Annotated in this window: 21 protein-coding genes and 3 tRNA genes; 20 read left to right on the plus strand and 4 right to left on the minus strand. The window is 70.6% G+C overall.

Going from position 1 to position 23,154, the window contains the following annotated elements; all coding sequences use genetic code 11:
- The first annotated feature begins 45 nt into the window (after nt 1–45).
- The 5 genes from CI785_RS17660 (at nt 46) to CI785_RS12705 (ending at nt 8,907) form a co-directional block, all read left to right on the plus strand.
- A complete protein-coding gene (locus CI785_RS17660; RefSeq protein WP_276308029.1) occupies nt 46–5,067 on the plus strand; it encodes a rhamnogalacturonan lyase family protein in 5,022 nt (1,673 codons plus the stop codon).
- A 190-nt stretch (nt 5,068–5,257) separates the two neighbouring features.
- Complete coding sequence (locus CI785_RS12690) at nt 5,258–5,599, plus strand: thiamine-binding protein (RefSeq protein WP_105032451.1); 342 nt, start codon at nt 5,258–5,260, stop codon at nt 5,597–5,599.
- Nucleotides 5,600–5,645: 46 nt separating this feature from the next.
- The gene (locus CI785_RS12695; protein ID WP_240615183.1) at nt 5,646–6,182 is read left to right on the plus strand and encodes a GNAT family N-acetyltransferase; all 537 of its coding nucleotides are present in this window, start codon (nt 5,646–5,648) and stop codon (nt 6,180–6,182) included.
- Between the two features lie 82 nt (nt 6,183–6,264).
- Nucleotides 6,265–7,077: a spermidine synthase gene (locus CI785_RS12700; protein WP_105032452.1), complete on the plus strand. Its 813-nt coding sequence runs from the start codon at nt 6,265–6,267 to the stop codon at nt 7,075–7,077.
- 102 nt (nt 7,078–7,179) lie between these two features.
- Nucleotides 7,180–8,907: a cation:proton antiporter gene (locus CI785_RS12705; protein WP_105032453.1), complete on the plus strand. Its 1,728-nt coding sequence runs from the start codon at nt 7,180–7,182 to the stop codon at nt 8,905–8,907.
- 120 nt (nt 8,908–9,027) lie between these two features.
- Here CI785_RS12705 and CI785_RS12710 read toward each other — a convergent pair whose 3' ends face one another.
- On the minus strand, nt 9,028–9,921 hold the full coding sequence (locus CI785_RS12710) for a LysR family transcriptional regulator (protein ID WP_240615184.1): 894 nt from the start codon (nt 9,919–9,921) through the stop codon (nt 9,028–9,030).
- A 130-nt stretch (nt 9,922–10,051) separates the two neighbouring features.
- Here CI785_RS12710 and CI785_RS12715 point away from each other — a divergent pair, with 130 nt between their 5' ends.
- Nucleotides 10,052–10,837, plus strand: a complete 786-nt coding sequence (locus CI785_RS12715; RefSeq protein ID WP_105032455.1) for a 3-hydroxybutyrate dehydrogenase — start codon at nt 10,052–10,054, stop codon at nt 10,835–10,837.
- 99 nt (nt 10,838–10,936) lie between these two features.
- On the opposite strand, the gene CI785_RS12720 is transcribed toward CI785_RS12715, so the two are convergent.
- Complete coding sequence (locus CI785_RS12720; RefSeq protein WP_105032456.1) at nt 10,937–12,388, minus strand: NCS2 family permease; 1,452 nt, start codon at nt 12,386–12,388, stop codon at nt 10,937–10,939.
- A 122-nt stretch (nt 12,389–12,510) separates the two neighbouring features.
- Between CI785_RS12720 and CI785_RS12725 the strand changes: the two genes are divergently transcribed.
- Entirely contained in the window at nt 12,511–13,119 is a 609-nt protein-coding gene (locus tag CI785_RS12725; RefSeq protein WP_105032457.1) for a copper resistance CopC family protein, read from the plus strand.
- A gap of 93 nt (nt 13,120–13,212) precedes the next feature.
- Here the strand turns inward: CI785_RS12725 and CI785_RS12730 are convergent, their stop codons facing one another.
- The gene (locus tag CI785_RS12730; RefSeq protein WP_240615185.1) at nt 13,213–13,863 is read right to left on the minus strand and encodes an FAD-dependent monooxygenase; all 651 of its coding nucleotides are present in this window, start codon (nt 13,861–13,863) and stop codon (nt 13,213–13,215) included.
- Between the two features lie 258 nt (nt 13,864–14,121).
- Between CI785_RS12730 and CI785_RS12735 the strand changes: the two genes are divergently transcribed.
- On the plus strand, nt 14,122–15,141 hold the full coding sequence (locus tag CI785_RS12735) for a universal stress protein (protein ID WP_105032459.1): 1,020 nt from the start codon (nt 14,122–14,124) through the stop codon (nt 15,139–15,141).
- Nucleotides 15,142–15,327: 186 nt separating this feature from the next.
- Here CI785_RS12735 and CI785_RS12740 read toward each other — a convergent pair whose 3' ends face one another.
- Entirely contained in the window at nt 15,328–15,732 is a 405-nt protein-coding gene (locus tag CI785_RS12740) for a metallopeptidase family protein (RefSeq protein ID WP_105032460.1), read from the minus strand.
- Nucleotides 15,733–15,891: 159 nt separating this feature from the next.
- Between CI785_RS12740 and CI785_RS12745 the strand changes: the two genes are divergently transcribed.
- The 12 genes from CI785_RS12745 (at nt 15,892) to CI785_RS12800 (ending at nt 23,153) form a co-directional block, all read left to right on the plus strand.
- A tRNA-Glu gene (locus tag CI785_RS12745) sits at nt 15,892–15,964 on the plus strand.
- 87 nt (nt 15,965–16,051) lie between these two features.
- Nucleotides 16,052–16,125 (plus strand) — tRNA-Asp (locus CI785_RS12750).
- A gap of 70 nt (nt 16,126–16,195) precedes the next feature.
- Nucleotides 16,196–16,268 (plus strand) — tRNA-Phe (locus tag CI785_RS12755).
- A 327-nt stretch (nt 16,269–16,595) separates the two neighbouring features.
- On the plus strand, nt 16,596–17,099 hold the full coding sequence (locus CI785_RS12760) for a hypothetical protein (protein ID WP_157940267.1): 504 nt from the start codon (nt 16,596–16,598) through the stop codon (nt 17,097–17,099).
- Between the two features lie 99 nt (nt 17,100–17,198).
- Nucleotides 17,199–17,666, plus strand: coding sequence for an Asp23/Gls24 family envelope stress response protein (locus CI785_RS12765; protein WP_105032462.1), 468 nt, complete (start codon nt 17,199–17,201; stop codon nt 17,664–17,666).
- A 7-nt stretch (nt 17,667–17,673) separates the two neighbouring features.
- Nucleotides 17,674–17,865: a DUF2273 domain-containing protein gene (locus CI785_RS12770; RefSeq protein WP_105032463.1), complete on the plus strand. Its 192-nt coding sequence runs from the start codon at nt 17,674–17,676 to the stop codon at nt 17,863–17,865.
- Between the two features lie 63 nt (nt 17,866–17,928).
- Nucleotides 17,929–18,303, plus strand: a complete 375-nt coding sequence (locus CI785_RS12775; protein WP_105032679.1) for a hypothetical protein — start codon at nt 17,929–17,931, stop codon at nt 18,301–18,303.
- A complete protein-coding gene (locus CI785_RS12780) occupies nt 18,300–18,902 on the plus strand; it encodes a DUF6286 domain-containing protein (RefSeq protein WP_240615186.1) in 603 nt (200 codons plus the stop codon). Before CI785_RS12775 ends, CI785_RS12780 begins: the two co-directional genes overlap by 4 nt.
- Entirely contained in the window at nt 18,899–19,555 is a 657-nt protein-coding gene (locus CI785_RS12785; protein ID WP_105032464.1) for a hypothetical protein, read from the plus strand. Before CI785_RS12780 ends, CI785_RS12785 begins: the two co-directional genes overlap by 4 nt.
- A 183-nt stretch (nt 19,556–19,738) precedes the next feature.
- A complete protein-coding gene (locus tag CI785_RS12790; protein ID WP_105032465.1) occupies nt 19,739–21,085 on the plus strand; it encodes an ABC transporter substrate-binding protein in 1,347 nt (448 codons plus the stop codon).
- A gap of 140 nt (nt 21,086–21,225) precedes the next feature.
- Nucleotides 21,226–22,191 (plus strand): carbohydrate ABC transporter permease, encoded by a 966-nt coding sequence (locus CI785_RS12795; protein WP_105032466.1) that lies wholly within the window; start codon nt 21,226–21,228, stop codon nt 22,189–22,191.
- The gene (locus CI785_RS12800; protein ID WP_105032467.1) at nt 22,188–23,153 is read left to right on the plus strand and encodes a carbohydrate ABC transporter permease; all 966 of its coding nucleotides are present in this window, start codon (nt 22,188–22,190) and stop codon (nt 23,151–23,153) included. The genes CI785_RS12795 and CI785_RS12800 overlap by 4 nt, the downstream gene beginning before the upstream one ends.
- The last annotated feature ends 1 nt before the right edge of the window (nt 23,154 follow it).

The raw sequence follows: 23,154 nt of genomic DNA on the forward strand, positions 1-23,154 counted from the left end.
GATCCCCACCCCGTTTTCAATGACGAAGCGAGAAGGTACCTCCTCATGTCATCATCCGGTCTCAAACGCGCCCTTTTCCGGTCACCGCTCCTGGCAGGAGTGACCGTCCTCGGCGTCTCACTCTCGGGGGTGCCCGCTCTCGCCGTCGACCCTCCGCCTCCACCCGCCGCCGCGGAGGAGCCGTCGTCGTCGCTTCCCGTGCCCACCAACGTCCGGCTCGCACGCCTGACGGACTCGAGCGTGATGCTCCGCTGGAACGAGGTGCCGGGTGCAACCGGATACATCGTGCTCCGCGCGGACACGATCGACGGGGACTATGTGCGCGTGGCGGAGACGACGGGCGACGTCTTCGCGACGGACACCACCGCCGACACCTCGGCGCCCCGCTTCTACCGGGTCCGGGCACGCGGTGCTGACGGAGTCACCGCGCCGTCAGCGGCCACGGCGTCCAGCTTCTACAACAATCCGCCGGCACTGCCCGAGGGCGGCGAACTCAGCTTCGACCTCGGGTCGGGCGCCGTGGCTCCCGGTGCGACGGCGATCAGCGCCACCACCGCCTACGGTCCCGGCACCCGCGCGGGTTTCGTCGATCCCTCGAAGGTCACGGCGAGCGACCGCGGGACACCCGACGCCCTCCGGTCCGACTTCGTGACGGTCGGGGACACCGAACTGGTGGTGGATCTGCCGAACGGGGACTACACGGTCACCCTCATCGCGGGTGACGCGGCCGGACCCACCGACATCGCACTGGTCGCCGAACAGATGACGAAGGTGCAACCGACCACCCGGGTGGCCGGTCAGTACCTCGAGATGTCCTTCGACATCGCGGTCGTGGACGGGCAGCTCAACCTCGACCTCGCAGGCACGGCCGCGAATCTCAATGCCCTGACCATCACCCGACTGCCCGACCGTGCACAGGCCCCCTCGCCCACCGTCTGGCTCACGGGCGACTCGACGGTGCAGACCTACCGCTCGGATGTGGCGCCGCAGGCCGGCTGGGGCCAGATGATCGACCGCTTCCTCGACGACGACGTCACCGTGGACAACAGGGCGATCGGCGGACGCAGCTCCAAGAACTTCATCAGCCAGGGACGCCTCGACGAGGTTCTGCGCGGCATCAAGCCCGGGGACTACCTCTTCGTCCAGTTCGGGCACAACGACAACAGCTACGGCGTCGACGACCGCTTCGCAGCCCCCGCCGACTACTACGAATACCTCCGCACCTACGTGGACGGGGCGAGGCAGCGTGGTGCCACCCCGGTCCTCGTCACCCCCGTCTCCCGCCGTGCGTTCGGGGCGGACGGCAAGGCGGTGGTGTCCTTCCCGGCCTACGTCGAAGCGGTGCGGAAGCTCGCGGCGGAGACGGGCACGCCACTCGTGGACCTCGCCGCGTCCAGCCGCGAGTACCTCGACGAGATCGGAGCCGAGACGGCGAAGTCCGTCTTCCTCCACGTGCCGGCCGGGGTCTACCCGAGCAGGCCCACCGGCACCGTCGACGACACCCACTTCCAGGAGTACGGCGCCATCCAGATGGCACGGCTCGTCGCCGGAGGCGTGGCCGCCCTCGAGATCCCGCTCGCGGCGGAGGTGGAGGAGGCGGAGCCCCCGGCCGCCGTACCCGCCGCCCCGTCCGGGGTCGTCGTCACCAGTGTCTCGAACGCGAGTGCCCAGCTCACCTGGCGCGCCGTCGAGGGCGCGGACATCTACCGCGTGTTCCGGAGGGACGCCGGTGCTGACGATGCCGCCTACGCGCTGGTCACCACCTCGACGCTGCCCCAGGCCGCGGTGCCCGGCCTCGCCGAGGGCAGGGAGTACGACGTGCGTGTCGTCGCGGTCAACGGCCGGGGCGACTCCGCACCGTCCGCCGCGGTCCGGGTGGCCACCAGGTCGCCGCTCTACCGGTTCGACGTGCAACTCGCCGGATCGCCCGTCATGCCCGGCTACACGGAGGTGAACCAGACGAGCGCCTACTCCGCGGAGCGCGGCTGGGGGTTCCTGAACACCACGGGGCTCGGCGGGCGGGACCGGGGTGTCGCCTTCACGCCGCGCCCCACGGATCTCGAACGTGACTTCCTGTTGCCGACACCGGCACACACCTTCGCCGTCGACGTTCCCAACGGCGCCTATTCGGTCCGCACCTACAACGGCGACTGGATCGGCACCAGCCGCTCCAACGTCCAGCTCGAGGGCAAGGACTTCGGGTCGGCCAACGCCGGAGCCGGGGCCGTGGCCCGGAAGACCAGCGAACCCGTCACCGTGACCGACGGTCAGCTGAACCTCGTGATGACGGGGACGTCGTCGCGCCTGAACGGCATCGAGATCACCCCGCTGCAACTCGCGCCCTCCGGGCTCGAGCTGCGGGACCTCACCATCGACGGATCCGGCGTGGCCGTGTCCCTCGCCTGGCAGCCGGCCGAGGGTGCCACGGGTTACCGGGTGTACCGCACCGCGACGGGCTCCACCGGGCGCGTCGCCGTCGGCGATGTGACGGGAGCGGCCTTCACGGATACCTCGGCCGACGTCGGTCTCGAATACACCTACACCGTCGTCGCGCTCGATGCGGGCGGCAGTGAGTCCGTCGCCTCGAACGCGCTCGTCCTCACCACCGTGGATCCCGACGTCCCGAAGGCGCCGGTACCTGCGGGCCTGGTCCTCGGGGCGGTCAACAAGAACGACGTCACCATCAGCTGGACGCCGTCGGAGGGCGCCCTGTTCTACCAGGTGTATCGCGCCGAGCCGAAGGCCGACGGTTCGCTCGGCGAGTTCGAGCTGGTGGGACGCGCCGACGGCGCGACCTACACGGACGACGGCGTCCTGACGACGATCGAGTACACCTACGCCGTCACCGCGGTGAACGCCGGCGGGGCGTCGGAGCGGTCCTCGACCATCACCTCCCCGGCGGCCACCACCCTGCAGCGGCAGGCCGAGCGACTCGACCGCGCACCGGTCGCGGTGCAGGGCGGCAGCGGCGTCTACGTCGGCTGGCGCATGCTGGGCCTCGACGACGACGGCATCGCCTTCCACGTCTACCGCGACGGCGAGCGGGTGACCGACGCGCCCGTCACGGCGAGCACCAATCTGCTCGACGCCGGCGGCTCGGCGGCATCGGTGTACCGCGTGAGCTCGGTCGTCGACGGCGTGGAGCGCTGGGCCACCGAGGACTTCACCGTCTGGGGCCAGCAGTACCTCGACGTACCGATCGAGAAGCCGGCCGACGCCGTCACCAAGGACGGCCAGCCCTACTCCTACAAGGCCGGCGACGCGTCCGTGGGCGACGTCGACGGCGACGGCGAGTACGAGATCATCCTGAAGTGGGATCCCACCAACAGCCGGGACAACTCGCAGGCCGGCTACACGGGCACCGTCTACGTGGACGCGTACAAGCTCGACGGGACGCGCCTGTGGCGGATCGACCTCGGGAAGAACATCCGTGCCGGTGCGCACTACACGCAGTTCCAGGTCTTCGACCTCGACGGGGATGGCAGGGCCGAGGTGACCATAAAGACCGCGGACGGCACCGTGGACGGCGCGGGCACCGTGATCGGTGACGCCGCCGCCGATCATCGGAACTCCACCGGGTACGTCCTGAGCGGACCCGAGTACCTCACGGTGTTCGACGGCGCGACGGGAGCGGCGATCGACACGATCGACTACCTCCCGGCCCGCGGTGACGTCGGTGCCTGGGGTGACGCCTACGGCAACCGGGTGGACCGCTTCCTCGCGGGCGTGGCCTACCTCGACGGCGAGAAGCCGAGCGTGGTCTTCAGCCGCGGGTACTACACCCGCGCGGTCGTCGCAGCCTTCGACTTCGACGGCAGCGAACTCACCTCCCGCTGGACCTTCGACTCCGACCGCTCCGGCAGCCAGTACCGCGGCCAGGGCAACCACGGGTTCTCCGTGGCGGACGTGGACGGCGACCAGAAGGACGAGATCGTCTTCGGCTCCATGACCATCGACGACGACGGCGAGGCCCTGTACACCACGGGCCTCGGCCACGGCGACGCGCTGCACGTCTCGGATTTCGACCCGACCAACGAAGGGCTCGAGGTCTTCGCGGCGCACGAGGACATGGCGTCCTCCGGGAACCGGGGCGCCACCTTCCGCGACGCCGCGACGGGCGAGATCCTCTGGTCCATCCCTGCGGCCCGTGACACCGGCCGCGCCGCCATGGCCGACATCGATCCGAGCCACCCCGGCGCGGAGGGCTGGGCGATCGGTGGGGACGCGGCCTACAACTCGCCGGTCGGACAGCTCCGCTCGTCCGCGGGCGAGCTGATCTCGGAGAAGATCCCGGCGGCCAACTTCCTCACCTGGTGGGACGGGGACCTGCTCCGCGAGATCACGGACAACGACTACGACGCCGCAGCGGCGGCCGGGGTCCCGACCGTCTCCAAGTGGAACCCCGCGACGCAGGAAGCCGACGAGATCTACCGGGCGGAGGGGACGCTGAGCAACAACACGACCAAGGCGAATCCTGCGTTGCAGGCGGACCTGTTCGGTGACTGGCGCGAGGAGATCGTCACCCGTACGGAGGACTCCTCGGCGCTCAGGATCTCCACGACGGTCGACGTCACCGACCACCGGCTCCGCACCCTGCAGTCCGATCCGGTGTACCGGCTCGGGGTCGCCTGGCAGAACACCGCGTACAACCAGCCCCCGCACACCTCGTACTTCCTGGGTCAGGACATGAAGGCACCTGCGGCGCCGAGCATCACCTACACGGGTGAGGATGCGGGGCCGGGCGAGCTGGTCGACCCGGAGCCGTCGTTCGTGCCGGGTCCCGCCGGGGCGAAGGACCTCAAGGAGTCCACGCGCGTGGACCTCGGCCTCGCGGGTGAGAAGTTCGGGCGCGGCGCCAGTGACGTGACGCTCGAGAACCTCGAGCCGCGCCAGTGGTACTACGTCTACCTCGACGCGACCGGTCTCGGCTGGCGCCAGGCGGACGACGACGGCGAGGTCACGGTGACCACGCCGAAGGACACCCGTCCGGGCAACAACAAGATCGTGGTGTTCGATCGTGAGGGGACGCTTCACGGCTGGGAGGCCCTGCGGGTCACCGGTCCCTGAGCGGCCGACGGAAGGCCCGGACGGCCGGCCGTCCGGGCCTTCCGCCTGTCCGCCCATCGGCGGGGCTCGCGCAGCAGGAGCGGAAGAGTGGCTGGCGATCGTGTTCCGGTGCTCGGCGTCGGCGAACCGGTCGCGGCGGTCATGGGAGGCCGACCGCCCGCCGCGCGTCCCCGCGTGCCAGACTGGGACCATGCTCGTAGCCTTCAGCGTCGCCCCGTCCGGTTCCTCCGACCTCTCCCGCGAGAACCCCGACGGGTCCGTGCACGACGCCGTCGCCGCCGCGGTCGCCGTCGTGCGTGAATCGGGGCTCCCGAACTCCACCGACTCCATGTTCACCACCATCGAGGGGGAGTGGGACGAGGTGATGGCCGTGGTCAAGAACGCCACGGAGGCGGTGGGCCGCTACGGCAGCCGCGTGTCGCTCGTCCTGAAGGCGGACATCCGCCCCGGACGCACGGGCGAGCTGACCGGCAAGGTGGAACGGCTGGAAGCGGCGCTCGCCGAGCAGGAGCAGTTCGAGGGCCACTCCTGACCCCGCCCGACCCTAACCGGTGGCTTCAGGCCACTAAGCTGGCACCGTGACACCGCCCCTGCTGACGCTGCCCTACGTGATCCGGCCGGCCACGGTCGACGACGCCGAGACGTACGCGCGCACCCACGTCGCGGGGCTGCACGAGACCTACGAGCACATCATGCCGCCGGAGTACCACGAGTACTACGACGCCGAGCTGCCCGCGATCATCGAGCGCCGGCGGGCGGCGTTCGAGGACGCCGAGCGCGCACCGGGCAGTGCGCGCAGCTGGCTGGCGTTCGACGACGACGGCGCACCCGTCGCCATCGCGACGTCGGGACCGGGACGCGACGAGGACCGGCCCGACTTCGAGCTGCACCACATCTACACGCTGCGCTCCACCCACGGTTCGGGCCTCGGCCAGCGCCTGCTGGACACCGCGATCGGCACGCGGGCCGCCTACCTGTGGATCCTGAACGACAACCCGCGGGCCGAGCGCTTCTACGTCCGCAACGGCTTCACGCCCGACGGCACGTCCATGCTCTGTGGCCCGACCTGGCACTACAGGCCGATGTTCCGCATGCACCGCCCCGACCAGCACTGAGCCCGACCAGCACCGAGCCCGACCAGCACCGAGCCCGACCAGCACTGCACCCGCTCGAACCTGACCAGAGGAGACCGCCCTGATGGCGAAACCCACGGGGCCGCGCCCGGAGATCGGCGAGTTCCCCATCGACACCGGGACCTGCGAGCTCGAACCCGATCCGTACAACTCGAACGGGTGGGTGCTGCGCATCAACGGCGTGCCGAGCTCGCACATCGACCTCGCGGACCCGCTGCAGCTCGACTTCGAGTACATGCGCTGGATCGCCTCCCTCGTCGACTCCCGCTGGGCGCCGTCGGACAGGCTCCGAGCCCTGCACCTCGGCGGGGGTGCGTGCTCGCTCGCCCGGCGCTTCGCGGCCTCCCACGCGCAGGCACGCCAGGTCGTCGTCGAACTCGACGGACGCCTGGCCGAGCTGGTGCGCGCGTGGTTCGACCTGCCCCGCGCACCCCTCGTCCGCATCCGCGTCGGCGAGGCGCGGACCGTCACGGAATCCCTGAGCGAGGGCAGCCGCGACCTCGTGATCCGGGACGTCTTCGCCGGGGCCCTGACGCCGCTCCCCCTCACCACGCGGGAGTTCACGCGGGCCGCCAAGCGCGTGCTCGCACCCGACGGCCTCTACGTGGTCAACTGCGGCGACGGCCCCGACCTCGGCACGGCGAAACGGGAGGCCGCGACGATCGGTGCCGAGTTCGCCCACACCGCGATCATCGCCGACCCCGCGATGCTCAAGGGCCGGCGCTACGGCAACGTGATCATCGCCGGGAGCGACGCACCGTTCGGTGAGGATCCCGGCCTGGCCCGCGAACTGCTCGGTGGGGGAGTGCCGGCCCACCTGTGGCAGGACGCCCGCGTGAGGACCTTCGCCGCCGGGGCGCAGATCCTCACCGACTGACGACGCCGCCGAGCCCGTCGAGGGCTCCTGAGGGGATCGTCAAGCGCAGCACGCACAGTCCCTCCGAGGCACCGGGCCTGCGCCCCCCACTAGGCTTACCGCGTGGAACTGGGACTGCTGGGCATCATCGGAATCGCCGTCCTGGTAGGGGTGGCCGTGCTCTCGAAGCGCGTGGGGGTCGCGGCGCCGCTCCTCCTCGTGGTCGTGGGGATCGGGTTCTCCTTCGTGCCCGGCGCGCCGCGCTTCACCATCCCCGACGAGTGGATCCTGACCGGCATCCTGCCGCCCCTGCTGTACGCGGCGGCGATCAAGACGCCCGTGACCGACTTCCGCCGGAACCTCACCCCCATCGCGAGCCTGTCCGTGGCCCTCGTGGTCGTCTCGGCCTTCGTCACCGGGCTGCTCCTCCACGCCCTGCTGCCCGGGCTCGGGCTCGCCGCGGCGGTCGCGCTCGGCGCCGTCATCAGCCCGCCCGACGCCGTCGCCGCCACCTCGATCGGTCGGCGCCTCGGCCTGCCTCCGCGGCTGCTCACGGTGCTCGAGGGCGAGGGGCTGGTCAACGACGCGACGGCGCTGGTGCTCCTGCGCAGCGCCATCGCTGCGTCCGCGGGAGCCCTGGCCGGTGTCGGCGCGGCCGTGGCCGATTTCGCCTTCGCCGTCGTCGTGGCGCTGATCGTGGGCTACGTGGTCGGGGTGGTGACCGTGTTCGTCCGCTCCCGGTTCGACGACCCCGTGCTGGACACCGCGCTGTCCCTCGCCGTGCCCTTCATCGCCTTCATCCCGGCCGAGGAGCTGCACGCCTCCGGGGTGCTGGCCGTCGTGATCGCCGGGATCTACACCGGGCACCACAGTGCCAGCCGGCTCGATGCCCGCGCACGCATCAGCGACAACGTGAACTGGCGCACCGTCCAGTTCCTCCTGGAGAACGGTGTCTTCCTGCTGATCGGCCTGGAGGTCCGGGGCCTGCTGCAGGACATCGACCAGTCACTGTTGACCGTGGGGCAGACCGTGCTGATCGGTCTCCTCGCGACCCTCACCCTGATCGTGCTGCGCTTCCTCTGGGTGTTCCCCCTCGTCCTGCTCATGCGACGGCTGCCGAGCCGCGCGGAACGCCGGACGCTGCAGCTGCGGCGCGGACTCGGCCGGCTCAAGCAGCAGCCCACGCTCGACGCCAGGCAGAAGCGGCGCAAGCGGGTCCTCACGAGGCTGTACCAGCGCCGTAAGGCGGACCTGGACCTGGAGCGGCGCGAGGGGCTCGGCTGGAAGGGTGCCACGGTGCTGGGCTGGTCCGGCATGCGCGGGGTGGTGACGCTGGCTGCGGCGCAGTCCCTGCCGGAGTCCTTCGCCTACCGGGAGCAGCTCGTGCTGATCGCCTTCACCGTCGCGGTCACCACCCTGCTGGTGCAGGGCGGCACCCTGCCGGCGCTCATCCGGGTGCTGAGGATCGAGGGCATCGACGTCGGGTCCGACCACGAGGAGTCCGCCACCCTCTTCGACGAGCTGCGCACCGAGGGCCTGCGCGTGCTCGACGACCCGCAGGCCATCATGGGCGAGGACGTCCGGGTGGACGAGGAGGTGCTGGACCGCGTCCGCACGGACACCGGGAGGCGGTCCGAGTTCGAGTGGGAGAGGGCGCGGCTGTCCGAGCAGAAACTGGTGCGCTCGCCGCACCGCCAGTACCGCGACCTGCGGCTGGCGGTGCTCGCGGCGGAGCGGGAGGCGCTGCTCGCGGCCAGGGCCCGCGGGACGTACTCGTCGCGCGTGCTGGCCCGGGCCCAGCGCGTGCTCGACGTCGAGGAGACGCGCCTGCGCCCGCGGAGCGGTTCCTGAGCCGACGTCGGCTCCCTCCGGATGTGCACGACGAGTGGGGCCGATCGCCCGCGCCTCATGGACGGCGCCGCGCCGCAGGCACCGGGGCCCGGCCGGAGTCGGGCCGGATCCCGGGGGTCGTCAGCCGCGGCCCAGCAGTTGCGGCTCCAGGGCCGCGGTCGCCCGCCGCAGGGCGTCGACGACGGCCGCCACGGCCGGCTGGCGCAGCGCGTCCGCCCGCACCACGAGCCAGTAGTCGAGCTCCTCGGCGACGTCGGTGGGGAGGAGTCGAACGAGATCGGGGTGCCGGTCGGCCATGAAGCACGGCAGGAGGCCGAGGCCGGCGCCCGCCCGGGTGGCCTCGACGTGGACGAAGACGTTGGTCGAGCTCAGGGCGTCGCGCATGGCCGGCAGGAGCCGCCGGGGCGCATCGAGGCTGTCCACCTGCAGCATCGAATCGATGAAGTACACGAGCTGGTGCCGCATGGCCTCCTGGAGCGTGGCGGGCGCGCCGTGGCCGGCGAGGTAGCCCTTGGACGCGTAGAGCCCCAGGACGTAGGTGCCCAGCCTCTCCGCCTCCGCGCGGTGCACCTGGGGCTCCCCGACCACCACCTCGAAGTCGAGGCCCGTCCGGGTCTGTGAGGCCCGGCGCGTGGCCGTGATGATCTCGATCCTCAGCCGGGGGTTGCCGGCGCGGAGCCGGGCGAAAGCGGGTGCGGCGACGAAGGCGCTGAAGCCGTCCGTGGCACTCATCCGCACCACGCCGGAGAGGCCGCCGTCGTCGTCGCCCCCCAACTGCGCGATCGCGTCCGTGACGACGGCCGCCGCGTCCGCTGCCCGCCGGCCCAGTTCGGTCAGCTCCCAGCCGCCGCTGCCGCGCGAGACCACACGCCCGCCAAGCGCCTTCTCGAGGGCCGCGATCCGCCGGGACACGGTCGTGTGATTCAGCCCCAGCACATCACCGGCCGTGGTGAAGCGCCCGCTCTGGGCGACGGCGAGCAGGACCACGAGATCCTGCGCGTTGGGCACGCTCATATCTGCAGTATTGCAGAGCATTCCTGCCGTTCTGGTCATTGGCTGGGCTGGATCCTGCAGCAATACTCGTAGGCATCACCCGGGACCCTGCAGGGGCCGGCATCCGTGTCAGCGTCGACGAAGGAGATCCATGAGCACGACGGCGTCCCAGCCCGCGGCGGCCCTGAACCCCGGGTCCCTGGCCGGACGGCGGGCACTGGTCACCGGTGGCGCGAGCGGGATCGGTGCCGCGTGCGCGCGGGCGCTGGCCACGCGGGGAGCCCACGTGGTGGTCGCGGACCGGGACGAAGCGGGCGCCGGATCCCTTGCCTCCGAGCTCGGCGGTGAGGCGTGGGCGGTGGACCTGCTGGACACCGCGGCACTCGAGACGCTGACCCTCGAGGCGGACATCCTCGTCAACAACGCGGGGATCCAGAGGGTCAGCCCGCTCGAAGAGTTCGATCCCGAGGACTTCCGCCGCATCCAGCGGCTCATGGTGGAGGTGCCGTTCCTGCTGATCCGCGCCGCCCTCCCGGGGATGTACGCGCGGGGCTTCGGCCGGATCATCAACATCTCCTCCGTGCACGGGCTGCGGGCCTCGCCGTTCAAGGCCGCGTACGTCACCGCCAAGCACGGCTTGGAGGGACTCTCCAAGGTGACGGCTCTCGAGGGCGGCGCCCACGGCGTCACCAGCAACTGCGTCAACCCGGGCTATGTCCGCACGCCCCTCGTGGAGAACCAGCTGACGGACCAGGCCCGCGTGCACGGCATCAGCGAGGAGGAGGTCCTCGAGCAGATCATGCTCACCGAGTCCGCGATCAAGCGACTCGTGGAGCCCGAGGAGGTCGCCTCGCTCGTGGCCTGGCTGGCCGGCGGGGACGCCAGCATGGTGACGGGGTCCTCCTACGTCATGGACGGCGGCTGGTCCGCCCGCTGAAGCGGGACGTCCCCCACAGACCGGCGACGACGGCGGTCCTCCACCCGCCGTCGTCGCTTGCCGGCTGCTGGGGCGCCGTCCCTGGATGCCGCCCCGGGATCAGATGCCGAGCAGTTCCTCGATGGGTCCGATCCCGAAGAACACGACGAACGCGGCGGCCACGGCCCACATCAGCGGGTGCACCTCGCGTCCGCGGCCCTGGATGGCGCGGATCAGCACGAACGCGATGAACCCGGCGCCCAGGCCGTTGGCGATCGAGTAGGTGAACGGCATGAGGGTGAAGGTGAGGAAGGCGGGAAGGGCCACGCCCCAGTCGTCGAAGTCGATGCGGCCCACCTGGGACACCATCATGAAGCCCACGACCACGAGGGCCGGCGCCACGGCCTCGAACGGCACGAGGCTGATGAGCGGCGTGAAGAACATTGCGAGGAGGAACAGCAGGCCCGTCACCACGTTCGCGAGGCCGGTGCGTGCACCTTCGCCGATGCCGGCACCGGACTCCACGTAGATCTGGTTGGACGACACGGACCCGGCGCCGCCGGCCACCGCGCCGAGCGCGTCGATCACCAGTACCCGGTTCACGCCGGGGATGTTGCCCCTGGCGTCGACGAGCTTCGCCTCGTTCGCCAGCCCCACCATGGTGCCCATCGCGTCGAAGAAGATGCTGAGCAGGATCGTGAAGGTCAGCAGGATCGCCGCGGTGGCACCGAGGTGGCCGAAGGCGCCGAACAGGCTGACGTTGCCCACCAGGCTGAGGTCGGGCACGCCCACCCACGAGCCGCTGGGGAGTTCGGGGACCACGAGGGACCAGCCCGCGGGGTTCGGATCCTGGTCGGGGCTGACGCTGGGGCCCACGTCGACGACGGCCTCGAGCATCACGGCGAGGGCCGTCGCGGCCAGCACGCCGATCAGGATGGCGCCGCGCACCTTGCGGACCACGAGCGCGATGGTCAGGATCAGGCCGAAGACGAAGACCAGGGTGGGCCAGCCGATCAGGACGCCGCCGAAACCGAGGCCCACGGGCACGGTGGTGTTGGCGACGTCGGGGACGCGGCGCACGAAGCCCGCGTTGACGAGTCCGATCAGGGCGATGAACAGGCCGATACCCACCACGATCGCCGTCTTCAGGCTCTCCGGCACCGCGTTGAAGACCGCCGTCCGGAAGCCCGTCAGGACCAGCACGAGCATCGTGAGGCCCGCGAGCATGACCAGTCCCATGATGTCCGGCCAGGTCAGGCCCGGGTTTGTGGCCACGGTGATGGCTACGAAGGCGTTGACGCCGAGGCCCGTGGCCAGGGCGAAGGGGTACTTGGCCCAGGCGCCCATGACGATCGTCAGGACGCCCGCCACGAGTGCCGTCACGGCGGCGACCCGCTCGAAGCCGAGCTCACCGCCCGAGGAGTCGGCGCCGGCGAGGATGAGGGGGTTGAGCACCACGATGTAGCTCATGGCGAAGAAGGTGGCGAGACCGCCGCGGATCTCGCGGGAGAACGTGGACCCCCGCTGCGTGATGTCGAAGTAGCGGTCCAGCACGGAACCAGTTTTGAGCATGGGGGATCCTAGGGCGGCAGGGGCGGGGACTCGGGAGGAAGTCTATCCCGCGCCCCCGCAGCGGCCTCGTTCGTGACGGCCGGACCCAGCACCCGGTCAGGGACGCCGCGTAGGGTTGGGGCATGTCCGCCCTCCTGCCTGTCCACCCTCCCGTGACCCCCCGGCGTCGTCCCCGCGTGGCCGCCGCGGTGATCCCCGCCGTCCTGCTCGCCCTCGCGATGCTGTTCGGTCCCGCCGGCGCCGCGACCGCCCACGACGAACTCACCGGCACGAACCCGGCCGAGGGCGCCACCGTGGAGGTGCTCCCACCGGCCCTGGAGCTGAACTTCTCCAACGTCCCGTCCGGCATCGGCGCGCAGGTGCAGGTGCTCGACGAATCCGGCACGGACTGGGCCGACGGGCCGGTCGAGATCGTGGACCGGACGGCCACCCAGCCGTTGCGCCCGGGCGCCCCTGCCGGCGGGTACACCGTCAACTGGCGCGTGGTGAGCTCGGACTCGCACCCGATCGAGGGCACGTTCGCCTTCCGGACACAGCAGGGTTCGACGACGGTGCCGGACGCCGCGACCACCGCCGGTCCCGTGGACGCGCAGGATGCCCCGGCCAACGAGACGCAGACGGCCGGTGTGAGCGACTTCCCGTGGAGCATCGTGCTGATGATCGCGGCCCTCGTGGCCATCGCCGTCGCGCTCGCCGTGACCGCGCGCAAGCGGCTCGGCGCCGGGAAGTAGGGGCGGTCAGGACGCCCTTCGGGGCGCGCCGACCGGGCGCCCGCAGGGAGGACCCGGCCGTAGCTCGTCGGCGGCGGAAGGTGACGGTAGGTGTCAGGCGCCCAGCGGTGAGAGGGCTGCACGCGGCGGGACGATCCGGCTGAGCGCGGCGGGCCCCTGGGCCCCGATGGCGTCGCTCACGAGCTTCGCCTGCCGCACGATCTCGCGCGTGGTCGGCGTGAGTAACTCGCCGACGCCGACGAGGTGCAGGCCGATCGCGCGCAGGGCGTCCTTGAAGTCCCGGCCGATCGCGATGCCCATGGACCGCAGGAACCTCCTCAGCTCGTTCTGCGGGTACTTGGTCAGGACCACGTGATCTGCGAGGAGGACGCCGTCGGCCGTCTGGACGGCCCATTTCTTGCGTCCCACGGGAGCCCTGAGGAGCTTCGGGTGCCCGATGACGCTGAGTTGCTCGGCCACGGTGCTCTGGCGGACGTCGAGCCGGTGGGACGCGGCGTAGGCCCGCAGGAGCCGCATCAGTTCGGTGCGCTCCGACAGGGACACGGAGTCCGTCATGATGGTGCGCATGGCCCCGGAATCGAAGCATTCGACGCTCTCGACGACGATCGAGCTGATGCCGCGTCGGCTGAGCTCACTGGCGACGGCGAGTCCCGACAGTCCTGAGCCGATGACCACGGTGCTCGTATGCTCCGCGCGTACCGGCACGGACGCAGAGCGGACCGGGTCAAGCGGCAAGGAATCCACCGGGTTACCTCCACACGACGTAGGGGTCCCGTACGGTCCGGCGCCTCTTCCGGACCGTACGGACTCCTGGCTGCGAACGGGTCAGCCAGGAGCGGTACGCGCAGGGGCGTCCGGCCCACGGGCCCAGCCCCCGCAACGGGTCTCCCGCAGCCTATATAACTTTTCAGACGCTGAATAGACCGGGGCCGGGCCTGTGGGTTACAAATGGTGGACCGGGTTGCCACCGGCGGTGGGGACCCGCGACGGAGGAGGATTGCCATGGTCAGCGAGCACGCAGAAGGCTTGTCGCAGGGGCCGGCGCAGCACGGCATCGTCGTGGGTGTCGACGGCTCCGACCAGAGCACGTGTGCCCTGCTCTGGGCCGCACGCGAGGCGGAACGGCGCACATCGCCGCTGTACGTGGTGACGGCCTACACCGTGCCCGTCTTCGCGGCGTCGAGCATGGACGCCGGCTACGCGACGGTGGACGACGACGTCATCCGCGAGAGCGCGCAGGCCGTCCTCAATGACTCCCTGACCCACCTCGAGGGCATCGCCGTGGACGTGCATCCCCGGATCGAGACCGGCGACGCCGCCGGTGTGCTCCTGGATCTCTCCGAGGAGGCCGAGCTCATGGTGGTGGGCTCCCGGGGCCGCGGCGGGTTCGTGGGACGGCTCCTCGGTTCCGTCAGCAGCGCCCTGCCGGCCCACGCCAAGTGCCCGACGGCGGTCATCCCCGTGTGCACCGGCGCGCGCCTCGGGCACCCGGAACTCGACAGGAAGCCGCGCAGGGACAAGGACCGGCCGGCCCCCGAGGTGCAGCCGGTGGTGGTGGTCGGCGTCGACGGTTCGGAGCAGGCCCGCATGGCCTCGCTCGCCGCCGCCGAGGAGGCCCGGTCGCGGGGGCTGGCGCTGCGCGTCATCTGCTCGGTCGCACCCTTCAACGGATCACTCGCCTGGGTGCCGGCACCCGTGGACCGGGAGGCACTGCATGCGGACCTCGCCGTCCAGCTCGCCGCCGGGCGCGACTGGCTCAAGAGCCACTTCCCCGACGTCGACATCCGCGTGGACCTCGTCGACGGGCCGCCGGCCGAGGTGCTCATCGAGGCTTCGGCCAGCTCGGAGCTGCTCGTCGTCGGCACGCGCGGCCGTGGCGGCTTCACGGGCATGCTGATGGGGTCCACGAGCCAGGGCGTGCTGCACCACGCCCGTGGGCCCGTGCTGATCGTGCCGGACAAGGCCGATCCGCGCCTCGAGGACCGGAGCTCGTTCGGGCCGATGATCGCTCCGGTCCGCTAGGGACCTGGACGCGTCCCGCCGAGGGATCGAGCGGTCCCATGCCGCCCATGGAGGCGGGATCCGTGACGGGGATGCCCTGCTCCGGGTCGAGGGCGTCGACCACCCGGTTGCCGCCGATGGAGATGCCACGTGCCGGATGTCCGCGCCGCTGCCCCGGGACACGAGGGCGCGCGGTCGTGTGTCGCGTCACCCCCAGCCGAGTTCGTGGAGCCGCTCGTCGTCGATCCCGAAGTGGTGGGCGACCTCGTGGACCACCGTCACGAGGATCTCCTCGACGAGTTCCTCGCGGGATCCGCACAGGCGCATGAGGGGTCCCCGGAAGATGCTGATGCGATCCGGCAGGGATCCGGCGTCCCACCACCCGTCCCGCTCCGTCAGGGGTGTCCCCTCGTAGAGTCCGAGCAGTTCGGCATCGGCGGGCTCGCCGGGCCCGGGCTCGTACTCCTCGACGACGAGGATGGCCACGTTGTCCATGGCGCGGGCGAGGTCGTCGGGGATCAGGTCGATCGCATCGTCGACGGCTTCCTCGAACTCTTCACGCGTGATCTCGAACGGCACGCCCCGATCGTACAGAGATCCCCCGCGGTGCATCGGCCCGGACGGCTTCCGCAATCGGCCGGGCGGTCCGTCCCGGGTGATTTTGTGGAATCGGGAAACTGCCCCTATAGTTTTATAGGTCCACGACAGGGAATGATCCGCCGGAAATGCTTGCCCTTCCGGAAGGTCGCAGGAGCCCGAACTGTGGTTCTGGCCCCCATCGTCTAGTGGCCTAGGACACCGCCCTTTCACGGCGGCGACACGGGTTCGAATCCCGTTGGGGGTACGCAGGAGCTGCCCTCGCGGGCGGTCAACCAGGACGAAAAGTGCTGGTAGGCTGGAACTCTTGCAAACGAGCAAGTGAAGTTAGCAAGGCCCTGTAGCGCAGTTGGTTAGCGCGCCGCCCTGTCACGGCGGAGGTCGCGGGTTCAAGTCCCGTCAGGGTCGCTCAGGCGGCCGGATCCCTTCGGGGAGCCCGGTCGGGCTGGATACGGTGATCATCGTCAGATGGTTGCAAGGCTCTGTAGCTCAGTTGGTAGAGCGTTCGACTGAAAATCGAAAGGTCACCGGATCGACGCCGGTCGGAGCCACCGCAGAACCCCGCAGTTCCCCCTGGAACGCGGGGTTTTTTCGTGCCCGGGTGCGGGCAGGCCGCCCCTGGGCGCATGGCGGGGTCGACGTCCGTGGAGGGTCCCGGTGGATCCGGACGGTCCCGGTGCGACCGCGACTGCTCCTTCAGCACGTACCAGGGGCCCCGCCGTCCTCCCAGACAATGCCGTGGTTCGCGCCGTAGCATTCCAGCGGACGCCTCCCGCCGGGCCTGCCGCCCGTCCGGTTGCTCAGGAGAACTACCTGGGATAGTAGTGGGGCTTCCGAGCGTTGAACCCCCGGCACCGCACCGAGACGAGAGGGCACCCGTGAGATTCCTGCATTCCGCTGCCGCGCTCTGCGCTCTCGCAGTGGCCCTTGCAGGGTGCAGCCAGGGGGGTGGTGTCCCCGAGGAGACGGCACTCACGATGCCGGCCAGCCCGTCAGCGAGTCCTGGTCCGCTGCCCGGGTCGCCGTCCGACCAGCCGGGCCAGGCCACGCCCGCCGAGCCGGATGCCGGTGGCAGCACGGCCCCCGGGTCGACGGCCGGTCCCTCCGACCACTGCGTGATGGTGGCGGGCGGGGTCACCACGGCGATGCTGGCACCGCTGAGCCTGCGCTCGCAGTCCGACCCGGATGAGCTGCATGCCCTCGAGCAGCAGATCCTCGCCCTGCGGGACAGGGTGCCTCCGGAGCTGCACGACGACTTCACCGCCCTTGCCCACTCGGTGGAGGCGCCCCCCGAGGGCTCGGGCACCTTCGACGAGAAGGCGTTCCGGCGTGCCATGGTGCCGGTGCAGGACTGGCTCGGACGGCACTGCGCCGACTCCTGATGCCCGGGCCGACACGCCGTCCAGGACGACGGCGGAGCCGCCCCTACCGCCCGTGACGGCGTGGCTTAGGCTGGGCACAAGCGAAAGGGGCCTCAGTCGATGATCGAACAACCCACGGGACGACCGCTGCCCGTCCTGCAGGCCGCGCCGGCCGGCCGGACCGTCATCGGCGACCCCGCCGCAGTGAAGATCGCGGCCATCGCCGCGCGCACCGTGCCCGGGGTGCATGCGCTCGGCCCCGGCGCCGGGCGTGCGCTCGGAGCCATCCGCGACGCCGTCGGAGCCAACGATGCCTCGCACGGCGTGAAGGTCGAGGTGGGGCAGACCCAGCTGGCCGTGGACGTCAGCCTCGTCGCGGAGTACGGCTACGCGCTCAACGCGCTCGCCGACGCGGTGCGTGCTGCCGTCTACGACGCCCTCACCGACCTGGTGGGCCTCGAGGTCATCGAGGTCAACGTGGAGGTCCTCGACGTCCACGTGCCGCAGCCGGCCGACTCCAAGGCCGTGGAGCGGGTCCGCGCCACGAGCCCGACGGGCGCCACGCAGGTCAAGCCCCCGGTCGAATGAGGACACCATGACACCCACCACCATCGGCATGGCGGCCGGAGCCGTCCTCGCCTTCGCCGCGCTGATCTTCGGGTTCTGGGGCTTCCTCCTCACTCTGGTGCTCGTCCTGTGCGGCGCCGTCCTCGGCCGGATCGCCGAGGGCAAGCTCGACCTCCGCGGCGTCTTCGACGCCCTGTCCGGCCGGCGCTCGTCCTCGTGACCCCTGCGTGATCAGCCCGTGACGCCCGATACCGTTCCCGCCGCACCCACCCGCCCGCCGACCCTGGTCCTGGCGCGCCCGGACCGGGCGTCCCTCGCCGGGCACAACCGCATCACCACGCAGGCGCTCACGAGCCTCGCCTGCGCAGCGGCCGCCGCCGAACTCGACGTCGAGCCGGGCCAGATCAGGGCCACGTTCTCCGACGAACGCGGTCTCCTCGCGCTCCTCCTCGCGTTGCCTCTTCCCGTGCCGCCCCTGGCCCGCGTGCTCGACGACCCCGGGATCGTCGACACGTTCGGCGGTCCGATCCTCGTCCGCGCGGAAGCGGCCAGGACCCCGATCCTCCGGCGGATCGAGGAGCTCAGCGGGGCCCGGTTGAGCCGGGTGGATATCCGCATCATCGGCAGCACGGTCACCAAGGGGGCGAGGGTCCAGTGAAGGCCGATCCACTGGACCGGGCGACGTCGGCGTCCACCGCCCGTCTGGTGCGCCGGGAGCTGTACTCCTCGCGGGCTCTCCCCTCCGTGGTCACCGCCGCCGTCCTGATCGCGGGATGCCTGGTCCTCCTGTTCGAAGCGGTGCTCAAGGCGGTGGGCGACAGGCCGTTCCTGCTCGACGTCGAGGCGGTGGCGGCCTGGCTCGGCACGCTCCCGGGTGGCGTCCCCGCTTCGCTGCTCGGCGCGGGGTCGGTGCTGCTGGTGGTCCTCGGGGCGCTGCTGCTCCTGCTCGCGCTCCTGCCCGGACGGCGGGCCCGCTACACCATCCCGAACGAGCGCGCCGCCGTCGTCGTGGACGCCGAGGTGGTGGCGTCGTCGCTCGCCCGCAGGGCACGCGTCGCCGCGGGCGTGGCACCCGAGCAGGTCCTCGTCACGGTGGGCCGGGGTTCCGTCACGGTCCAGATCAGGCCGACCTCCGGCACCCCCGTCGACGCCGACGCCGTCCGCGCTGCCGTCGCGGACGACCTCCGCCGCTCCAGCATCAAACCCGAGCCGAGGATCGCCGTCGTCGTGGCCGAGTCCGGGGTGATCGGACAGTGAACACCACGCCACGGCTGCTGAACCGGTTCGTCCTCGCCGTCGTCGGGTTGATCGCGCTCGCCCTCGGGGCCGGTGGCCTCGCCCTCCTGACGCTGCCCGCCGCGGCCGGCTGGTGGCGGTCGGCGGCGCCGCGGGCCGGGCAGGCCGTGGAGGACCTCCGGAGCCGGACCACGCTCGAGGGCCAGGAGGACACCTGGCTGTGGATCGCGCTCGCGCTGGTCCTGGTGTTCCTGATCGTGATGCTCATCGTCTGGATCGCCGCCCAGGGGAGGGGCCGCACGGGACTGTTCGCCACCGGCACGGTGACCGGCAGGGGTGGTGGCGGGGCGACAGGCAGAGGCGATTCCAGCGGTGGCGGTACGGCGGGATCCGTGACGATCACGGCAGCGGCGGCCGAGCAGGCGTTGAAGGCAGCGCTGCTGGAGCGGCCCGATCTCGTGGGCGCATCCGTGAGCACCTGGCGGATCCGGGGCGTGCCGGGGATCCGGGTCCGCGTCCTTCCCCGGAAGGGTGTGCCTCCCTATGACATAGCGGTCGAGGTCTCCCGCCTCGTGGAGGCCCTCGACGCGGTGACCGGTTCCAGGACGCCGGTGCTCATCAGCGTCAGCTCGGGTGCGAGGGCCCGTTTCACCCGGGCGGACCGTGTCACCTAGAACCACGCGTAACTCAGGTCACAATTCTGTATCGAACCCCTCGTGGACCGGCGTCGGGTTGTCCGGACCTTTTGTAAGCGCTTACGCTCGGTTCATCATTCAGGGAGGCGGGCCGGCGCCGGTACCAGGCCTCGACCTCGTGACCGGCGCAGAACGTATCCCAGGACAAAGGAGTCTGTTTCAATGGCGACCACTCGCTCACGGAAGTTCCTGCTGCCCACTGCAGCACTCAGTGTTTCCCTTCTCGCCCTGTCCGGCTGCGGGTCCGAAGGATCCGACAGCGCCGGCGGTTCCAGCGACGCCGACTGCTCGGCCTACGAGTCCTACGGGACCTTCGAGGACGCCGAGGTGAGCGTCTACTCGACCATCGTCGACGTCGAGGCGGAACTGCTCGAGAACTCATGGGCCGACTTCGCGGACTGCACCGGCATCGAGGTGGCGTACGAGGGGTCCAAGGAGTTCGAGACCCAGATCGGCGTCCGCGCGCAGGGCGGCACGGCTCCCGACCTGGCCATCTTCCCGCAGCCCGGCCTGCTGGCCGACCAGGCTCCGAACCTCAAGCCCGCGCCGCAGGCCGTCTCCGACCTCGTCGACGAGGGCTGGTCCGCGGACTGGAAGAAGTACGGCACGGTGGACGGCATCTTCTATGCGGCGCCCATGCTCGCGAACGTCAAGGGCTACGTCTGGTACGACCCCGCCACCTTCGAGGAGAAGGGCTGGGACGTCCCCACGACCTGGGACGAGATGACCGCGCTGACGGAGAAGATCGCCGGGGAAGGGGAGATGAAGCCCTGGTGCGCAGGCTTCGAATCGGGCGAGGCCACCGGCTGGCCGGGTACGGACTGGGTCGAGGACGCCGTCCTGCGCGAGCACGGTCCCGAGGTCTACGACCAGTGGGTCACCCACGAGATCCCGTTCGACGACCCCAAGATCGTCGCGTCCTTCGACCGCGTCGGGGAGATCCTGAAGAACGACGAGAACGTCAACGGCGGCTTCGGCGATGTCCGCTCCATCCTCTCGACGCCGTTCTCCGAGGCGGGTCAGCCCGTGCTCGACGGCGAGTGCGCCATGCACCACCAGGCATCCTTCCAGGCCGCCAACTGGCCCGAGGGGACCACCGTCGCCGAGGACGGCGACGTCTGGGCCTTCATGACGCCGCCGATCGACGCCTCGCAGGGCACCGCCATCACCGGTGGTGGTGAGCTGATCGGCGCGTACGCCGACCGCCCCGAGGTCCAGGCCCTGCAGACGTACCTCGCCAGTGCCGAGTTCGCCAACGCCCGCGTGTCCCAGGGCGGCGCCATCAGCGCCAACAAGGGACTCGATCCCGAGGTGGCGCAGTCGGACCTCGACCGTCAGTCGATCGAGCTCCTGCAGGACCCGAACACCGTGTTCCGGTTCGACGGCTCGGACCTGATGCCCGGCGCCGTGGGTGCCAACTCCTTCTGGAGCGGCATCGTGAACTGGCTGAACGGCTCCTCCACCGAGGAAGTCACCACGTCCGTCGAGGACAGCTGGCCTGCTTCCTGATGCACCGCGGCTGGTAGCCCGCCTGTCGCCGGGCGAGGCACCAGCCGCCCTCGACGGGGCAGGATGCGCCGCTCCACGCGGCGCATCCTGCCTCCGTCGACCATCCCTACTTCGCTCAGGTGCACCCAGGAGGCCGTGCTGTGGAAGACATTGCAGAAAAAGGGCTACAGGTGGTGGTGGGGCTCGCCGTCTTCGCCGCCGTCATCGGCCTCATCATGGTGCTCGTCGATCGGGCCCCGAAGAGCGGCCGGGAGAAGGTCCAGATCGCAGGGTTCCTGGCTCCGGCCCTCGTGCTGCTCGCCGTCGGCCTCGTGTTCCCCGCACTGCAGACCTCGTACCTCTCCCTGACCGACCGCAACGGCGAGTTCGTCGGACTCGACAACTTCGTCTGGATGTTCACGCAGCCCGAGGCACTGGTGACCCTGCGGAACACGGTCATCTGGGTGGTCCTGGTCCCGCTGCTGGCTACGTCGATCGGCCTCGCCTACGCGGTGTTCATCGACCGCGCGTGGGGCGAGAAGGCGCTCAAGGCCCTCGTCTTCATGCCCATGGCGATCTCCTTCGTGGGCGCCGGCGTGATCTGGCGGTTCGTCTACGCCTACAAGGGGCCCGAGCAGGACCAGATCGGGCTGCTCAACCAGATCCTGGTCTGGTTCGGCCGGGAACCGAAGCAGTTCCTGCTCGATGCCCCCGAGAACACCCTGTTCCTGATCGCGGTCATGATCTGGATCCAGACCGGCTTCGCCATGGTGGTCCTCTCGGCCGCCATCAAGGGCATCCCGACGGAGATCGTGGAGGCGGCGCGGCTGGACGGCGCCGGCCCGTGGCAGCAGTTCCTCAACGTCACCATCCCGACCATCCGCGGCTCGCTGATCGTGGTCGTCACCACCATCACGATCGGCACCCTGAAGGTGTTCGACATCGTCCGGACGATGACGGCGGGCCAGTACGAGACCTCCGTCGTGGCCAACGAGATGTACACCCAGGCCTTCCGGGCGGGGGAGCCTGGACGGGGGGCCGCGCTGGCCCTGATCCTGTTCCTGATGGTGCTGCCCGTGGTCGTGTACAACGCCCGGCTGCTCCGCAAGCAGAAGGAAATCCGATGAGCACTGTGCCCCTGGAGAACGAGAAGAGCCTCCTGCCGAGCGCCGGCGCGAGCACTCCGCCGGGACGTCCCGCCCTGCAGAAGCGGGTCCGGCAGCGCCTGACCTCACGGACCGCGACGGCGGCCGCCGTCGTCATCGCCGTGATCTGGACCATCCCGACCTTCGGCCTGCTCGTCTCGTCCTTCCGGCCCGAGGACAACATCAAGGGCAACGGCTGGTGGAACGTCCTCACCGACCGCCAGTTCACCATCGAGAACTACGTCGACGTCCTCAGCCCCGGTGGAAGCCAGTCGCCGAACCTGCTCTCGTACTTCGTCAACTCGCTGGCCATCGTCATCCCGGGCACCATCTTCACGCTGGTCCTCGGCGCCATGGCGGCCTACATGTTCGCCTGGGGCCGGTTCAAGGGCAGGGACAACCTCTTCATCGTCGTCTTCGCCCTGCAGATCGTGCCCCTGCAGATGGCGCTGATCCCGCTCCTGCAGCTCTTCACGCAGGTCCTGAAGGTCGGGGACTTCCAGCTGCTCCCGAGCGGTACGTATGCGCAGCTCTGGGTGGCCCACACCATCTTCGGCCTGCCGCTGGCGATCTTCCTCCTGCACAACTTCATCTCCGAGATTCCCGGCGAGGTCATCGAGGCCGCGCGGGTCGACGGCGCCGGCCACAGCACCATCTTCTGGCGCATCATCATCCCGCTGGCCACCCCCGCTCTGGCCTCGTTCGGCATCTTCCAGTTCCTGTGGCTGTGGAACGATCTGCTGGTGGCCCTGGTCTTCTCGGGCGGAGGGGCCGACGTCGCGCCGATCACGCAGCGCCTCGCCGAGCTCCAGGGCTCCAGGGGCGGCGAATGGCAACGGCTCACCGCGGGGGCCTTCGTCTCGATCATCATCCCCCTCGCCGTGTTCTTCGGGCTCCAGCGGTACTTCGTCCGGGGACTGCTCGCAGGCGGCCTGAAGGGCTGAG

It is taken from the genome of Arthrobacter ruber (assembly GCF_002954225.1).
GTDB lineage: Bacteria > Actinomycetota > Actinomycetes > Actinomycetales > Micrococcaceae > Arthrobacter_D > Arthrobacter_D ruber.

Coding starts and splice junctions, on each gene's coding strand:
- CI785_RS17660 (WP_276308029.1), top strand. CDS start 46: ATGTCATCATCCGGTCTCAAACGCGCCCTTTTCCGGTCACCGCTCCTG.
- CI785_RS12690 (WP_105032451.1), top strand. CDS start 5,258: ATGCTCGTAGCCTTCAGCGTCGCCCCGTCCGGTTCCTCCGACCTCTCC.
- CI785_RS12700 (WP_105032452.1), top strand. CDS start 6,265: ATGGCGAAACCCACGGGGCCGCGCCCGGAGATCGGCGAGTTCCCCATC.
- CI785_RS12710 (WP_240615184.1), bottom strand. CDS start 9,921: ATGAGCGTGCCCAACGCGCAGGATCTCGTGGTCCTGCTCGCCGTCGCC.
- CI785_RS12715 (WP_105032455.1), top strand. CDS start 10,052: ATGAGCACGACGGCGTCCCAGCCCGCGGCGGCCCTGAACCCCGGGTCC.
- CI785_RS12720 (WP_105032456.1), bottom strand. CDS start 12,388: ATGCTCAAAACTGGTTCCGTGCTGGACCGCTACTTCGACATCACGCAG.
- CI785_RS12725 (WP_105032457.1), top strand. CDS start 12,511: ATGTCCGCCCTCCTGCCTGTCCACCCTCCCGTGACCCCCCGGCGTCGT.
- CI785_RS12735 (WP_105032459.1), top strand. CDS start 14,122: ATGGTCAGCGAGCACGCAGAAGGCTTGTCGCAGGGGCCGGCGCAGCAC.
- CI785_RS12740 (WP_105032460.1), bottom strand. CDS start 15,732: ATGCACCGCGGGGGATCTCTGTACGATCGGGGCGTGCCGTTCGAGATC.
- CI785_RS12765 (WP_105032462.1), top strand. CDS start 17,199: ATGATCGAACAACCCACGGGACGACCGCTGCCCGTCCTGCAGGCCGCG.
- CI785_RS12770 (WP_105032463.1), top strand. CDS start 17,674: ATGACACCCACCACCATCGGCATGGCGGCCGGAGCCGTCCTCGCCTTC.
- CI785_RS12790 (WP_105032465.1), top strand. CDS start 19,739: ATGGCGACCACTCGCTCACGGAAGTTCCTGCTGCCCACTGCAGCACTC.
- CI785_RS12800 (WP_105032467.1), top strand. CDS start 22,188: ATGAGCACTGTGCCCCTGGAGAACGAGAAGAGCCTCCTGCCGAGCGCC.